The sequence below is a fragment of the Gorillibacterium terrae genome (genome assembly GCF_051594785.1).
In the GTDB taxonomy this organism is placed as follows: Bacteria; Bacillota; Bacilli; order Paenibacillales; family NBRC-103111; genus Gorillibacterium.
Genome location: NZ_JBPPGI010000001.1, coordinates 2,288,778 through 2,303,677 on the forward strand (window position 1 = coordinate 2,288,778; position 14,900 = coordinate 2,303,677).

Below are 14,900 nucleotides of genomic sequence, written 5' to 3' on the forward strand. Positions count from 1 at the left end.
CGCAACGAAAAAAGGGAGATTCCCATTCAGCGTTAGAGCTGAATGAAGGAAATCTCCCTTTTTTAATCAATCAAGCCGAGTTCCCGGTCCGGAACTCGGCTTATGTAGATGCCCTGGGGCAGAACGTCCTTTACTGCAAAACGGCGTGTTCGACTTCTTCCTCCGGAAGGAGGATTTCGAATACATCTCCATGCTGGAGAATGGTAATCGGCTGGCCCTTCACCTTCATGACAACCACTTCCGGCTTGGCCTTCATCCGGCTCAAGTAGTTTTCGGGAACCTGACCGGATTCGCTGATCGTAATGCCTTCGATTTCTTTTTCCTCATTATCGGCAAGCGGGGTGTTCAGCACTTGCTCGTAAATGTCCGAGAATTGTTCAAAGTTTTTGGTGTAAACGGCGATGCATTTCATCCACGATCCCATCCTTTTATCAATATCTGCTTTGTTTGGTCTTAGCCCTCATTCTTCCTGTTTGCTCCGGCTTTCATACGTGCCGGCGCCTTCATCCTCCGCTTGCCCTCCGGGCAGAGATCCAGCAGCGGGCAGCTTCCGCACTGAGGGCTTTGCGCCTTGCAGTGGTACCGGCCGAAGAAGATGAAGCGGTGATGCGACAGCGTCCACTCTTCTCTTGGTACGATCCGGTTGAGCTTTCGTTCCACTTCCAGCACAGAATCTTCCGGCTTGGCCAACCCTAGCCGCTTGCTAACCCGTTCCACGTGGGTGTCCACGGCAAACGCCGGTACGCCGAAGGCGTTCGACACCACCACATTGGCGGTCTTGCGGCCGACGCCGGGTAGGGTCACCAGCGCCTCATGGGCTTCGGGAACCTGCCCCTCCCATTCGTCGATCAGGATTCGGCACATGCTCTGCAAATTCTTGGCTTTGTTGCGGAATAAGCCGATCGTTCGAAGGTCCTGCTCCAATTCGGACAACGGAACTTCCAGGTAGTCTTGCGGGCTTGTGTATTTCTCGAACAGGTGGCGGGTCAGCCGGTTTACGGATTCGTCGGTAGCCTGCGCCGAGAGCATCACCGCCACCAGAAGCTCAAAGGGCGTGCTGTGGTTCAGCTCGCAATGCGCTTCGGGAAACATCTCCCCCATGGTGTCGAGGATGCGGCGAATTTTCCTCTCATTCAACGATTTCCGTACCTCCTTTGCCGACCGGTAAATCTTCAATAGACTCCAGTCTATCGAATCGGGAGTCAATAATCAATGGCCCCCGCCAAGAAAATCCGAATATTTTTCGAACCATCGACCAAGGTTTCCCAACTTATTCTTCCATGAAAAAAGACCGGCGAAAGGAGCGGCCGGTCTTCGGAATGAAGGCATTTTGTCAATTGACCAACTGAATTTGGGAAACCTGATCGTTGCTTTGTTCATAGGTCAAGGTAACCTTGCGGCCTACGGTAACTTGATCGAAGTTGACCGCTTTCGACGCCGGGTCCAGCACCTTCACGCCGACCTTCCAGGTAAAGTTGAGGATCTGACCGTCATCCAACTTAACGCTGTAAGCACCGGTATTCAGATCGACCGTCGTCACCGTCCCGGTATACTTGGAGGACATTTTGACTTTGAGCAGCTTGTCGCCGGCCGTGACTAAATCTAGTTCACGCCCGCTTTGCCCCAACATGACCGTGAATACATTTGCCGTAGCGGTCCCGTATTTCATTTCCACCCCGTTTGCATCGACCCATGAGGAGTTTTCGTCCAGCTTGAAGACTTGTCCTTTGCCATTAACAACAACGGTTAGAAACGGGGCAGGCGAGCTACTGAAATTAACGATAGTAGCCAAATAATAATTCGTCATGGAGCTGATGACGATCGATATGCTGACGGGCTTTCCGGCAGAGTCCAGCTCGATTGCCACCTGATCGCCCTTCAGCAGGTCAGACAGGTAGGCGTTGGGTTTCAGCGGACTGGTTACGGTCGGCTGTGCGTTTTTCAGGAAGAACGTCGCGGGCTGTCCATCCGCTTTTTTCAGGAGGATATACGGCTCTTCTCCGGTTTTCACGATCTCTACAATCGATCCCTTCACCACCGGAACGATGGAAGCGGAGACCACTTTGGTGCCGTAGAGCTGATAGCGGATCTTGTCGCCGCCGACCAAGGCTTTGATGGCCTCGTAGGCGGTATCGGTTAAGGTATAAGTTCCTTGGCCTGCACTCGTTACCATCGTGAGCGTCTTATCGGTCGCGTTCAGCGACACCGCAGTGCCGTCGCCGCCCGACACGACGGGACCCTGATCGCTCTTCCATTCGACGAAATAAGCGGTCGAGCCCGAGGCGATCACTTCGACCAGATTGCCCGCTTTCAGGGCCGTTGCGGCAATCGCGGAGCTGTTCTTATAGATCAGCGACTGACTCGTGAAGGCGGCTTGGACGGCCGCACCGCTGTCGGTCATGATCGTGAGTCCCTTCGAGTCGATGGCCGTGATGGTGCCGCTGACGGCGTTGCCGGGCTTCACGTCCAAGTAGGCAGACGTCCGGTTCAGCATCGCTGCTGCCTGTGAGCGGGTTACCGCTACGGCCGGCCGGAAGGAGCCGTCCTCAAACCCGTTGACGATACCGAGGTCCACCGCTTCGTTGACGTAGCCGACGAGCTCGTCGGAAATCGAGTCTCCGTCCTTGAATGCGGTCGGCGCCAGCATCTTCGCCGTCGCTTCGGCCTCCTTGTCCGCCATGCGGATGATGATGCGGGCGACCCATTCCCGGCTGGCGGCGGAGGGGCCCCATTTCGAATCCTGCTCGGGAATTTCCGACAGACTGATCAGGTGATGATCCAGGGCCGCTTTCACATAGCCCTTTGCATAATCGGACACTCCAAAGGTGAAAGTAAGCGAGGTCCGGTTATTTTCCAGCGCTTCCTCGTTATAACCCAGCATCCGAATGGCCATGACCAGCGAATCCTGGTGAGAGACTTCTTTTTCCGGGGTAAAGCTTCCATTATACCCCTGAACCACTCCCAGCATGGACAGCTTGGCGATGTCCTTCGCTCCCCAATATGTACTCTTCACGTCCGAGAACGTATTCGCAGCCTGGATCTTCCAGCTTGCCGCGATGGCCGCCGGATCGGCGAAGACCGATGCCGGCATAACGGAGCCGGTCAAAACAGCCAGAGTCAAGGCTGTTTTGGCCGTCCAATGGATCGTGCGCTTCATGTCTCTTCCTCCTAAGCTCATCTCATTCCTTGCGTTATTGCTTCTTGATGGGGTGATCCAATCCGACATGCCCCATCAGACTGTCCGTTTGCTTGCCGTCGACCAGAAGCTCCAGCGCCGTTACTTCGGGGAACTGGAACACGGTTTTCTGAAGGGCGTTCATGAGCAGCTCTTCTCCGCCCGAACCCAGGCGGCCTTCATCCTGAATGGACAAATCGACCGTCAGCGTGCCGTCCTTCAGCTCGGCGGTTTTGAAATCGAGGCCTTTGGCCAGCGGAAACAGGCTGCTGTCGTCCGTGGCGGTCAAAAGCTTGAGCGCCTTCAAATATTTCGCGTCGGTCGGCTCGGACTCAATCTGAGCCGTTTTCTCCACAAGCTCGGAACCGTCGTTGTTGGCATAGTAGATTTTAATCGTTTCTTTTGCCGCTTCTGTGGGAGCAGCAGAGGGCGAGGGAGAGACTGCCTCGGTCGGCGCAGTGGTGGCCGTATCCGTAGGGGCCGCGCCGGAGGTCGTTTTTGCGGCGCACCCTGCAGCAGCTAGCATCGAGCCCAGAAGAAGAACCGTCAGGATGGAACGTATACGCATGAAACACACTCCTTCGTTAAAGTTGGAAATATTCTTTGATTCCGTCCACGATGGACGCCGCGACCTTGTCCTGGAATTCCGGAGTGTACATGAGCGCTTCTTCGATCACGTTGCTGAGGAAGCCTACTTCCACGAGAATGCCGGGCATCTTGGTCGCCTTAACGACCCGGTAGTCGTTCTTCTGCACCTTGCGGTCCGGGAAGCCGGTAGCCGCCAGCAAGTGCTTGTGAACCATATCGGCCAGGTCTTTGCTGTACGAATTCCAGTAATAGGTTTCGGTGCCGCGGCTCGCCGCCGTGAACGTGTTGCCGTGAATGGAGACGAACGCGTCCGCACCCAGATTATTGGCGAAATTGGCTCGGTCGTCAAGCTCAACAAACGTGTCGTCCGAGCGGGTCATGTACACATCTACTCCCTTGACCTGCTGGAGCAGCGCATTCACCTTGAGCGCGATGGCCAGATTGAAGTCCTTTTCCTTGCGTTTGGTGACCGAGATCGCTCCCGGGTCATGATCGCCGTGGCCGGCATCGATGACGATCTTGTACTTGCCGTCCGAGAATTGCAGCGAGAAGGCTCCGTCGGAGCCGTTCAAGCCGATGGTATAGCCCGTCTTCGCTTTCAAGTCGACGACCACCCGAATCGTATGAGTAGCCGGGTTGAAATTGGAGTAACGAAGCTTGGATACGAGCGGGTGACTGACGGCGACCAAGCCTTCGCTGCCGGCGAGCGGACGCGTCAGCGTCTCGCTGAAGGTCACGCCCGGAACGTCGATCACCAGGCGATCCGGAGCCGTGAGGCGACTCGTTTGCGGCTTGATCGGGCCATCCGCGTAGAGGGTCAGCCCCGTGTCATTGACCTCGACTCCCATCAACCGAGTATAGCCGGGTTCTGAATTCGCTTGCGGCGGAATCGGACTGGTGCCCGGTTCATACAGGTTCGGATCGGGGGTCGGGCTACCCACAACCGGCGTTGGGCTGGGCGACGCACTGGGCGACGGAGTGACGCTCGGGGTCGGCTTCACGCTGGGCGACGGAGTCGCGCTCGGAGTCGGCGTCGATGCGGGTGTAGGGCTGGGCGTCACCGTAACGCCTGGCGTCGGTTTCGCACTGGGCGACGGCGTCGCGGCAGGCGCGGTTCCGGACGGCGACGTCAGGACCACCGTCTGGCTCTTGTTGAGCCATTGGACGTCGATCCCCATGCCGCTTGCCACAAAACGGATCGGCACGAGCGCCCGTCCCGATATAAGGATAGGGGCGGCATCCAGCTTAACCGGCGCCGAATCGACATACGCCGTTTTCTTGCCGATGAACAGCTCGATGCGTTTTCCTTCCTTCTTGACCGTGACCTTTTGGTCGGTGCCTTGATAAACGACGTTCGCTCCGAAGTTTTGGGAGATGAGCCGCAGCGGCACCATCACATAACCGCCGACCTTTTGGGCGGGAACGTCCGAATTCAAGGTCTGGCCGTTCAGGACGAGTGAAACGCTTCCGGTTGCGGCGGCATGCGACATTTGCGGCAGCATGAAGAAGACCAGGAGCAAGGGGAGCAGGCAGCAAACGAGCTTTTTCATCTTCCACCTCGAAGGATTGGGATTGGGGCACACAAGAATAGACGCAGGATTTGGAAGAAAGTTGCGAATCCGCGGCGGGTTCCCCTCCCTCTGCAATTCGACACCGCCCCCACTCATTCCTACCGGATCAACAAAAAAACAAGCCCCTCGCCAAGGGGGCTTGTTGTCCTTTTACATGTCCTTTAGCAACTGCAGGATAACCGGCACATGCATGAAGGAGCCTTCGAGCCGGTATTGAACGGAGCCGTCTTCCATGTCTCTCGCATCAATCGGCAACCGGTCCAGGGCAGCCAAGACCGTTTCTTCGGACAGCTTGCAAGCGGCGATCAACTCGTCCATGCGGACATACCGTTCATAATCAAGCCGGGTCAAGCCGTGCAATTCGAACAGGACCGTAAGGGTCGTCTTTTCTCCTAAGCGCTCCAAAGCGCCGGCGATCCTGCGCACCTCATGGGCGGTCACGGGTTTCGCCAGGGACTGATCGGACAGAAGAACCGTGCTTCCCTGATGAACCGTAACCCCTTCCGGCTCGGAGCATATAGACAATCCCCATGTGGCCCCGGGTTCTTCCAGACCGGCATGGTTCTCCGTCTTCCAGGGGATGTAGCCTTTGTACCCCCGGCTGGCGGCTCCTTCGTGAAGCAGCATGGCCATCCGGTAAGCGATGCGAAACACTTCGTTGGCCGGTGTCGCGGCCATCCGGTCCTTCACCTGCAGATAAAGCTGGCCGAACGTCCCCGTCTGCGAGCAGCCCAACAGAGCGTCGACCGTCACGCCAAAAAACGCGGCGATTTCGGGAAGCAGCTGCACATCCGGGCAGCAAACCGCCGACTCCCACTTGGAGACGGCTTGATTGGTTACGCCAAGCGCCTTCGCCAGCTCCTCTTGGGTAACCCCCTTTTGCTTGCGCAGAAAGGCGATCTGCTCGTGAATCTTGATCTCCGCCATGATACCGATTCCCCCGATCCTGTGATTGCGGCCGCTCCCTTAGAGTAGCTTAGCTTCCGGTTCTTCGGCAATAACGTGTTGGTTGTTGAATATGCGGCTTGATCCAACCCGGGGTTGGACAAAAAAACCACCGTCCCGGTTTCGCGGGATGGTGGCGGGGATGCCAGAGGGCTCACAGTCGAATTAGCGGTGAGCGGCTTCATAAGCCGCAATGGCGTCTTCGTGTTGGAGCGTCAGCCCGATCTCGTCAAGGCCGAGCAGCAGGAACTGGCGGCGATGCTCGTCGAGCTCGAACGGAATGACCAGGCCGTGGGAATCGGAGATCGTTTTCCCCTCGAGATCCACAGTCAGCTCGTAACCCGGCTCTTTTTCCGTGCGCTGGAACAGCTCTTCCACCTGCTCCTCGGACAGACGGATTGGCAGAATGCCGTTCTTGAAGCAGTTGTTGTAGAAAATATCCGCGAAGGACGGGGCAATGACCACTTTAAATCCGTAATCCTGAATGGCCCAGGGCGCATGCTCGCGGGACGAACCGCAGCCGAAGTTGGCGCGCGCCAGCAGGACCGATGCCCCCTGGTAGCGCGGCTGGTTGAGCGTAAACGACTCGATGACCTTGCCCGCCTCGTCCCAGCGCCATTCGAAGAACAGGAACTGGCCGAAGCCGGTCCGCTCGATGCGCTTGAGGAACTGCTTGGGAATAATGGCATCCGTATCAATATTCACCCGGTCCACCGGAACGACGAGTCCGGTATGGCGTTTGAAAGCTTCCATGTGGTTTCCCCTTCCTTATTGGAACTGCCATTCGCGAACGTCGGTAAAATGCCCCGAGATCGCCGCTGCCGCCGCCATTTCCGGCGACACCAGGTGAGTCCGTCCGCCCCGGCCCTGCCGCCCCTCGAAGTTGCGGTTCGAGGTGGAAGCGCAGCGCTGTCCCGGCGTCAGCACGTCCGGATTCATCGCGAGGCACATGCTGCAGCCCGCATCGCGCCATTCAAAGCCGGCTTCCGTGAAGATTTTGTCCAGCCCCTCTTCCTCCGCCTGAAGCTTGACGCGGCCCGAGCCCGGAACCACGATGGCCTGAACCTCCGGCTTTACCTTATAGCCTTTGGCTACCGCCGCAGCGGCCCGCAGATCCTCGATCCGCCCATTGGTGCAGGAGCCGATGAACACGACGTCGACGGCGAGCTCCGACATCCGCGTTCCCGGCGTCAGGCCCATGTATTCGAGCGCCTTTTCCGCCGCCTTGCGCTCGTTTTCCGTAGCGAAGCCGGCCGGATCGGGTACCGCCTCCGTGATGCCCGTTCCCATGCCGGGGCTGGTTCCCCAGGTGACCTGCGGCACCAGCGAATCGGCGTCGAATTCGATGACTTTATCGTAGACGGCTCCCGGATCGGATACGAGCTGCTTCCAGCTCTCAACCGCTTGGTCAAACGCCTCGCCCTGAGGAGCGAAGCGCCGGCCGCGCAGGTACGAGAAGGTGGTCTCATCCGGGGCGATCAGGCCGGCGCGAGCGCCCGCTTCGATCGACATGTTGCAGACCGTCATTCGCTCTTCCATCGACAGGCCGCGGATGGCGTCGCCGGTGTATTCCATGACATAACCCGTACCGAAATCGGTGCCGTACTTCGCGATGATGCCGAGGATCAAGTCCTTGGCCGTAACGCCCGGCCGGCGCTTGCCGAGCACCCGGACCTCCATCGTCTTCGACTTGGCTTGCTGCAGGCATTGGGTGGCCAGGACATGCTCCACCTCGCTCGTGCCGATGCCAAAGGCCAGAGCGCCGAAGGCGCCGTGCGTGGCCGTATGGCTGTCGCCGCAAACGATCGTCTTCCCGGGGGTGGTCAAGCCCTGCTCCGGTCCCATTACATGAACGACGCCCTGATCGAGGCTGTCCAGTCCGTACAGGGTAACGCCGAAGTCCTTGCAGTTGCGTTCCAGCGTCTCGATCTGCTGACGGGAGATCGGGTCGGCGATGTTGAAGCGGTCCTTGGTCGGAATATTGTGATCCACCGTCGCGAAGGTCAAGTCCGGCCGGCGCACCTTCCGCCCCGTGAGCCGAAGCCCTTCGAAGGCTTGCGGAGAAGTTACTTCATGAACCAGTTGCAGGTCGATATACAGGATCGCTTGCGGACCCTCCTGATAAATCGCGTGGGAGTCCCAAATTTTCTCATACAGTGTCTTGGCCATTGCCTTCACCTCATGTGAATTGTACGTTCCACTTGTCTTGGGATTATCTTATCACCTCTCTCTCTATCCGGCTAAGATATAAAAGCTATTGACTTAATAACAAATACCTATAGGATAAAAGACAATGAACGCCAACTGGCTGAGGGAACCGCTGCGGGTCTTGCCCCAGTGGATGAAGCCGGTTCGAAGATCGGAAGACAGGAGCTGACTCTATGGAATTTCGCCAATTGAATTATGCCGTTCGCATCGCCGCCGAGAAGAACTTTTCCCGGGCTGCGGAAAAGCTTCATATCGCCCAGCCCTCGCTCAGCCAGCAGCTGTCCAAGCTGGAAAAGGAAATCGGCGTGCTCTTGTTCCAGCGCAGCACCAACTCGGTGGAGTTGACCCATGCGGGAGAGGTGTTCGTGGAAAAGGCGCAATCCATCCTCGATCAGGTCAACCAGCTGGCGCGGGAGATGGAAGACATCTCGCAGATGAAAAAAGGCCGCCTCACCATCGGCAGCCTTCCCATTACCGGCGCGCACATTCTTCCGCTCGTGCTGCCCGTCTTCCGCAAGAGCTATCCCGGCATCGAGCTGACGCTGGCGGAAGACAACACCGCCCGGGTGGAGAAGTTCACCTCCAGCGGACAGACCGATATCGCCATCCTGACCCTGCCCGTCGAAGAGCCCACGCTCGATTATACCCCGCTGATCCGCGAGGAGCTGTGGCTGGCCGTCCCCCACGCCCATCCGCTCGCCAATCGGCCGGGCCGCGAGCCCGTCGATATCGCCGAGCTTAAGGACGAGCCGTTCATTCTGCTGAAGATGGGTCAAGCCTTCCGGAAGATCAGCCTCGAGCTATGCCACAACGCCGGCTTCGAGCCGAACATCGTCTTCGAAAGCAGCAACATCGAGACGGTTCAGTCGCTGGTCGCCACCGGCATGGGCATTGCGTTCATCCCGGCCATGATCGCCCGCGACCCGTCCATTCCCTATACGCCTGCCTACCTGCCGCTCAAGGGCCGCCCGAACCGCACGCTCGTGCTGGCTTACCGCAAGGGCCGCTACCGCTCCCAAGCCGTACAGGCTTTTATCGACGTCACGCTGGCCGCGCTTGCCAAAGAGGGCTTCCCGCTGGTTGACAAGGCGGGAAGCCCTTCTTAAACGCTAGTCGGTGATCTCCAGGACCGCCATACCGAGGCCGCTGAGGATCAGGCGATTTCCTTCGCACCGGACGGAGCCCTCGGCGAAGAGCGGCTTCCACTCGCCTATAGGAGGAAGCTCCAGCTCCGCGGCAGTTTTACGGGCGTGGTACGCCACGTAAAGATGGCGGGACGGATCCCCTCCCGCATGCTCGCGGAGGGTGAAGGCCACGCAGCCTTCCGGCGATTCCTCGAATACCAGGTGGCGGCGGATGGCTTCCGCCGTCCTCAGCCGGAACGCCGGATGGGACCGGCGCAGAGCGATCAGGCGGCGCATATAATCGACGTCGGCCTGACGTTCCGCGCACCGTTCCCAATCCAGCCGGTTGATCGGGTCGAGGGAGTTATAGCTGTTCTCGACGCCGTTCTTGGTGCGCATGAATTCCTGACCCGCCTGAATGAAGGCGATCCCTTGACTCGTCATCACGATGCCGGAGGCCAACCGGTGCATGGCGTCGATATCCGGCTCCTGGAACCCGTTGGTCGCCTCCAGCTTATCCCACAGCGTGTAGTTGTCATGGCATTCCACGTAATTGACGCATTGGTCCGGCTCCATCGCAAAGGTCTGCAGGCTGTCGCTGTACCAAATCGCCCCGGCTACGCCTGCGCGTACCGCTTGCTCCAGATGCAGGCCGCCATCCACGAAGCCATGCTCCAAGCGCTCATAATGGCTTCCCTTGACGGCATTGCGGAGATGATCGTTGAACAAGCCGATTCGCTGCAGACGCCCGACGTTTCGCTGCGAGGACCGCTCCTCGTCCGGAAGGCCGCAATCCATATGCCAGCCTTCGCCGATCACCAAAATGGACGGATCGATTTCGTCCAGCCTGCGGCGGATCTCCAGCATCGTCTCCACATCGATCAGGCCCATGAGGTCGAACCGGAAGCCGTCGACTTTATACTCCTTCGCCCAATGCAACACGGATTCCACGATATATTTACGCACCATGAAGCGCTCCGAGGCGACTTCGTTGCCGCAAAAGGCCCCGTCCGACAGCGTGCCGTCCGCCCGATAGCGGAAGTAGTAGCCAGGGACCAACTTGGTAAAATGAATGCGGTATCCGTCGTAAACGTGGTTGTACACCACATCCATGATCACCCGTAGGCCCCGGTCGTGCAGCGTCTGCACCATCTGCTTCATCTCGCGGATGCGGCAAGCGGGGTCGTAGGGATTGCTGGCATACGAACCCTCCGGTACATTGTAGTTCTTGGGATCGTAGCCCCAATTGTATTGCTGCTCCGGGTTTTTCTCGTCCACGCTCAAGGTGCTGTAGTCGGCGAGCGGCAGGAATTGGACATGCGTCACGCCCAGACTGCCTATGTGGTCCAATCCGCTCAAGATTCCTTCCGGTCCGCGCACTCCGGCCTCGCACACGCCCAGGAATTGCCCCCGATGGACGATTCCGCTATTGGGATGGCTGGACAGATCGCGGACATGCAGCTCATAAATCACGGCGTCGACCGCAGCCGAAAAGGGAGACATCCGCTCCGACCAGCGCTCGGGGTTGGTCTCGTTCAGATCAAGGATGGCACCGCGGTCCCCGTTAATGCCCACAGCCTTTGCATAAGGGTCGGCCGCTTCATTCCAAGCGTTCCCGACTTTAACCCGGTACGTGTAATAAAGCCCTTTCAGGTCGCCTCGAACTTCAACGAACCAAGTTCCTGCTACTCCGCGCTGCATCGGATAGAGCCGCGCTTCTCCGCCTTCCGCTTCGGCATAGAGCGCCACCTGCGCTTCCGAGGCTGTCGGCGCCCAGAGCCGGAATGCCGTGGCTTGATCCGTCCAACGCATCCCCAAGTCGTCGCCCATATAGGAAAAGGCCCGGTCAAAATCCGGTGAAAATACAGATAATCCGCCCGTTACGGCCGGATCTCCATAATCAATGGTAAAATCAAGTTCCCGTTGAACCGCCATTCGCTTCTCTTCGCCCCTTGATGGATAATGTCTACCCGCTTCTCCTGCTTCCGATTGCGGCTTCTCCCAGGCAACCCGGGTAGAAGTATCTCTAAGATAAACGAATCCTGTCAGTTTGTGCAAGTTTGAAGGAGAGCATTCCGTTTCCCTGCCAGCGTATGCACCTTTTTCACGCCTTACCACACCCTTCGCCGCCTCTGGAGGAGGATCAAATCCATCGGTTCAACACAAACAGGCATCCGCAAGGAATGCCTGTTTGTCGCCGGATCGCTGTTCTGCCTTCATTTCGAGCCGGAACGGCGCTTTTTATGAATTTGCTTGTGATGGTGTTCTCCCCATTCCTTGGCTTGCGCCGTGGCGATGGAGATGGCCCGGCCCTCTTCATAGCCATCCTCCAACAAAGCGTTGGCGATTTCAACAGCCTTGTTGCGAACGGGCGCCATGAAGTTTTTCAAGGAATCGGGATAGTCGTCTTTGGTCCAAGGCATCGGTTGTCCCTCCCGTTTGGGTTTACCTATGCTTACCCCATTTGAACGGCAGGTACTCAGGGGTTTGCTACAATGCCACTCTCGCTTTCAAGCCATCTTCAATGAGAATCCAGCATAGAGCTTCTCGGGGAGATGCGGGAACCTTTGAAATGAATCATTCCAAATAGAATCACGAATAACAGGCAAGCCATAAGAAGCAAGGATAGAATCGTCAGGCCGTTCATGCGGTAGTATTCGACGGAAAAGCCATAGACGCGGCTCATGGAGCGGTCGAAGCTCCATTTCACTGCGTACGTTCCGGCTAAGCCTGTCAAGAAGCAGGCGGCGATCAGGCTGCCGAAGCCAAGCAGGTTAATCTTTCGCAGCACCCGGTTCGGAACGCCCAGCGCTTTCATTAATCCGATTTTGCGGGTCATCCCCTTCATGAAGGTGGTGATCAGCAGCCATGCCATCAGAAGCGCCCCGGCTCCGATCACGGCCATATGGAGAATCGCGCTGCGCTGAGTCTCTCTCTTCGTCTCATAAAAGCTTTGTACCGAACCGACCGGAAAGCGGCTGATCAGGCTTTCCAGAGCCGTCCCGATCCGGGAAATATCGGTATGTCCCTTAAAATAAGCGATCACGGCGTTATCGGTCTGTGCCGGAAAGAGATCGCGGGAGACGATGACGGCTCCCCGGAAATAGGTCACATCATCGTTCAGAATGCCGCTTACTGTGAAATCGGCGGTCACGGATTCGTCCAAATCCTCTCGAAGAGTAACCATCGGCGGCAGCCGGTCGCCGACCTTAACCTGATAATAACGCGCCGCGAAAGCACCCAGGACCGCTTCCTTCTTCCCGGCGGCGGGCAGCGTTCCTTCCTTTAACGAATGAGCCAACTGGCTCGAAAAAAAGCCGGGCTGCACCCCGATGACCGAATACTCGACCTTCTCAAGCGTCTTAACATTTTGGGTGGACAGGATATTGCGCATGACGACCCCGTAGGTTTGGACCTGCGTGGGCAGATTTTGTTTGAGGTCGGCCTCGAGACCGGGGAGCTGCTTATAAAAGCGGAACCGGATGACCCCGTCGGAATCGGATTGGCCCGCAATGGCCAGATCGGGCGTGGACATCTGCTTGAACTTCTTGTCGATTTCCATGGTTTGAAACCCGAGGTAGAGCAGGATCAGCGAGAAAACAATAAAGAAAAAGGCGAGCTCCCGCTTTCGTTGAAAATAGATTTGATAGAAGATCGTCCGGATCATCCGTTTCCTCCTATAGACGCACCGTTTCATCCGCCGCTTGGTCAAATTGAGACCCATGGGCCGACACGATGACCAGTTTCTGTTTCTCTTTGCCGAATTCGCAAATCATTCTGGCGATTTTCTCCGCGTTCTCATCGTCGAGATTGGACACCGGCTCGTCGCAGATCAGCACGTCCGGGTCCTTCATGATCGCTCGGGCGACGCCAACCCGCTGCTGTTCTCCTCCCGACAGCTCATGCGGGAAATGAGCGGCGCGATGCTCCAGCCCGACCCATTTCAACAGCTCCGCCGCCTTGCGTTCGGCCTCCGGAAAATTTCGCCCCGGCTGAATTCGGTCGATCAACAGGACATTCTCCAGCACACTCAGGCCGCTGAACAGATTGCAATCCTGGAACACGATCCCGATTTGGTCGCGGCGAATCGCGCATTTCTCCTCGGAGCCCAAAGCGAGGACATTCCGCTCATCAAAGAACAACTCGCCTTCCGTGGGATCTTGGAGCAAGGCCAGAATCGTTAGAAGCGTTGTCTTTCCCCGTCCGGATTCGCCCTTGACGACATAGATTTTTCCGCTCTCGAACCGATAAGAAAAATCGTGAAGCGCCGGAACCCATTTTTTATTTTTGCGGTACGATTTCCCGATATGGTTTACCGTCAGATTCATAAGTCCTCCACGAGAGGGCGAACGCCCCGGATTTACAGCTTCAATTGAGACATATACTCCAAGAGGCTGTGCTTATAGAACTCACAGTAAGGATCCAAAGCGTGAATATCTCCCTCGGACAGCGAACAGGCCCGGCAGCCGCCGCCGCAGAAAAAGCGTAGCTCGCAGGTCCGGCAGTTTTCGTTACCGCATTCCACGTTGTGCTGTTCGGCGAATCCCTTGCCATTACCCGCTATCGTTTCCGCAGAGTCTTGTGAGTGAGAATACCCAGGCTCAATGCAGGTCCCCATTATTTACATTTTTAATCATTATAGCCTGTTTATCAACGATGTCTCTATTACTTACTTCCTTGTCAAGTACCATATTATGTGCATTCTCTAGTATTCTCCTTTTAAATACCTTTCTGGGAGCACCCTATCGAAAATCAAACAACAAAAAACCCCGCATCGAAAGATGCGAGGTTCATTGTGCTTGGCGACGTCCTACTCTCCCGGGACCCTGCGGTCCAAGTACCATCGGCGCTGGAGGGCTTAACGGTCGTGTTCGAGATGGGAACGCGTGGTTCCCCTCCGCCATTATCACCAAACTGTATCCCCAAAAAGTGAAGTGTCGCTTTGAAGCGAACTCCGATTACTTTTCGGGGGCCCCAATGAAGGAGCCAACTCAAGGAGTTTATTCCTTGAAAACCGGATGCGAAGTCAAACGCGGTGGAACATGTTGTTACCGGTGTGTCTATTGGATAAGCCCTCGACCGATTAGTATCCGTCAGCTGCATGCGTTGCCGCACTTCCACCTCGGACCTATCAACCTGGTCGTCTTCCAGGGGTCTTACGAATTGGGAAATCTCATCTTGAGGGGGGCTTCACGCTTAGATGCTTTCAGCGCTTATCCCGTCCGTACTTGGCTACCCAGCGATGCTCCTGGCGGAACAACTGGTACACCAGCGGTACGTCCATCCCGG

General features: G+C 57.1%; 13 protein-coding genes and 2 rRNA genes. 1 reads left to right on the forward strand and 14 read right to left on the reverse strand.

Annotated elements, in window-relative coordinates:
* Positions 1–130 precede the first annotated feature (130 nt).
* The 8 genes from ACSEXS_RS10130 to leuC form a co-directional block, all read right to left on the reverse strand.
* The gene (locus ACSEXS_RS10130; protein ID WP_438433033.1) at positions 131–412 is read right to left on the reverse strand and encodes an NAD/NADP transhydrogenase alpha subunit; all 282 of its coding nucleotides are present in this window, start codon (positions 410–412) and stop codon (positions 131–133) included.
* Between the two features lie 41 nt (positions 413–453).
* Positions 454–1,137 (reverse strand): endonuclease III, encoded by a 684-nt coding sequence (gene nth / locus ACSEXS_RS10135; protein ID WP_438433034.1) that lies wholly within the window; start codon positions 1,135–1,137, stop codon positions 454–456.
* Between the two features lie 196 nt (positions 1,138–1,333).
* The gene (locus tag ACSEXS_RS10140; RefSeq protein WP_438433035.1) at positions 1,334–3,157 is read right to left on the reverse strand and encodes an S-layer homology domain-containing protein; all 1,824 of its coding nucleotides are present in this window, start codon (positions 3,155–3,157) and stop codon (positions 1,334–1,336) included.
* 34 nt (positions 3,158–3,191) lie between these two features.
* On the reverse strand, positions 3,192–3,743 hold the full coding sequence (locus tag ACSEXS_RS10145) for a GerMN domain-containing protein (RefSeq protein WP_438433036.1): 552 nt from the start codon (positions 3,741–3,743) through the stop codon (positions 3,192–3,194).
* Between the two features lie 16 nt (positions 3,744–3,759).
* Entirely contained in the window at positions 3,760–5,313 is a 1,554-nt protein-coding gene (locus ACSEXS_RS10150; RefSeq protein ID WP_438433037.1) for an N-acetylmuramoyl-L-alanine amidase family protein, read from the reverse strand.
* Between the two features lie 171 nt (positions 5,314–5,484).
* Positions 5,485–6,261: a helix-turn-helix domain-containing protein gene (locus tag ACSEXS_RS10155; protein ID WP_438433038.1), complete on the reverse strand. Its 777-nt coding sequence runs from the start codon at positions 6,259–6,261 to the stop codon at positions 5,485–5,487.
* A 183-nt stretch (positions 6,262–6,444) separates the two neighbouring features.
* Positions 6,445–7,032, reverse strand: a complete 588-nt coding sequence (leuD, locus tag ACSEXS_RS10160; RefSeq protein WP_438433039.1) for a 3-isopropylmalate dehydratase small subunit — start codon at positions 7,030–7,032, stop codon at positions 6,445–6,447.
* Between the two features lie 15 nt (positions 7,033–7,047).
* On the reverse strand, positions 7,048–8,448 hold the full coding sequence (gene leuC / locus ACSEXS_RS10165; RefSeq protein WP_438433040.1) for a 3-isopropylmalate dehydratase large subunit: 1,401 nt from the start codon (positions 8,446–8,448) through the stop codon (positions 7,048–7,050).
* A gap of 212 nt (positions 8,449–8,660) precedes the next feature.
* Here leuC and ACSEXS_RS10170 point away from each other — a divergent pair, with 212 nt between their 5' ends.
* Entirely contained in the window at positions 8,661–9,593 is a 933-nt protein-coding gene (locus ACSEXS_RS10170) for a LysR family transcriptional regulator (RefSeq protein ID WP_438433041.1), read from the forward strand.
* A 3-nt stretch (positions 9,594–9,596) separates the two neighbouring features.
* Here the strand turns inward: ACSEXS_RS10170 and pulA are convergent, their stop codons facing one another.
* From pulA to ACSEXS_RS10200, 6 genes are all read right to left on the reverse strand, one after another.
* Complete coding sequence (gene pulA, locus ACSEXS_RS10175) at positions 9,597–11,546, reverse strand: type I pullulanase (protein ID WP_438433042.1); 1,950 nt, start codon at positions 11,544–11,546, stop codon at positions 9,597–9,599.
* Between the two features lie 281 nt (positions 11,547–11,827).
* Positions 11,828–12,034, reverse strand: a complete 207-nt coding sequence (locus ACSEXS_RS10180; RefSeq protein WP_438433043.1) for a DUF2188 domain-containing protein — start codon at positions 12,032–12,034, stop codon at positions 11,828–11,830.
* A gap of 98 nt (positions 12,035–12,132) precedes the next feature.
* On the reverse strand, positions 12,133–13,278 hold the full coding sequence (locus ACSEXS_RS10185) for an ABC transporter permease (protein ID WP_438433044.1): 1,146 nt from the start codon (positions 13,276–13,278) through the stop codon (positions 12,133–12,135).
* A gap of 10 nt (positions 13,279–13,288) precedes the next feature.
* Positions 13,289–13,939: an ATP-binding cassette domain-containing protein gene (locus tag ACSEXS_RS10190; RefSeq protein ID WP_438433045.1), complete on the reverse strand. Its 651-nt coding sequence runs from the start codon at positions 13,937–13,939 to the stop codon at positions 13,289–13,291.
* Between the two features lie 469 nt (positions 13,940–14,408).
* Positions 14,409–14,525 (reverse strand): 5S ribosomal RNA (gene rrf / locus ACSEXS_RS10195).
* 149 nt (positions 14,526–14,674) lie between these two features.
* Positions 14,675–14,900, reverse strand: a 23S ribosomal RNA gene (locus tag ACSEXS_RS10200); the annotation flags it as partial.

What these genes read in the sequence shown, in the direction of transcription:
- ACSEXS_RS10130 (WP_438433033.1), bottom strand. Translation starts at nt 412, where the DNA reads ATGAAATGCATCGCCGTTTACACCAAAAACTTTGAACAATTCTCGGAC.
- ACSEXS_RS10140 (WP_438433035.1), bottom strand. Translation starts at nt 3,157, where the DNA reads ATGAAGCGCACGATCCATTGGACGGCCAAAACAGCCTTGACTCTGGCT.
- ACSEXS_RS10145 (WP_438433036.1), bottom strand. Translation starts at nt 3,743, where the DNA reads ATGCGTATACGTTCCATCCTGACGGTTCTTCTTCTGGGCTCGATGCTA.
- ACSEXS_RS10150 (WP_438433037.1), bottom strand. Translation starts at nt 5,313, where the DNA reads ATGAAAAAGCTCGTTTGCTGCCTGCTCCCCTTGCTCCTGGTCTTCTTC.
- ACSEXS_RS10155 (WP_438433038.1), bottom strand. Translation starts at nt 6,261, where the DNA reads ATGGCGGAGATCAAGATTCACGAGCAGATCGCCTTTCTGCGCAAGCAA.
- leuD (WP_438433039.1), bottom strand. Translation starts at nt 7,032, where the DNA reads ATGGAAGCTTTCAAACGCCATACCGGACTCGTCGTTCCGGTGGACCGG.
- leuC (WP_438433040.1), bottom strand. Translation starts at nt 8,448, where the DNA reads ATGGCCAAGACACTGTATGAGAAAATTTGGGACTCCCACGCGATTTAT.
- ACSEXS_RS10170 (WP_438433041.1), top strand. Translation starts at nt 8,661, where the DNA reads ATGGAATTTCGCCAATTGAATTATGCCGTTCGCATCGCCGCCGAGAAG.
- pulA (WP_438433042.1), bottom strand. Translation starts at nt 11,546, where the DNA reads ATGGCGGTTCAACGGGAACTTGATTTTACCATTGATTATGGAGATCCG.
- ACSEXS_RS10180 (WP_438433043.1), bottom strand. Translation starts at nt 12,034, where the DNA reads ATGCCTTGGACCAAAGACGACTATCCCGATTCCTTGAAAAACTTCATG.
- ACSEXS_RS10185 (WP_438433044.1), bottom strand. Translation starts at nt 13,278, where the DNA reads ATGATCCGGACGATCTTCTATCAAATCTATTTTCAACGAAAGCGGGAG.
- ACSEXS_RS10190 (WP_438433045.1), bottom strand. Translation starts at nt 13,939, where the DNA reads ATGAATCTGACGGTAAACCATATCGGGAAATCGTACCGCAAAAATAAA.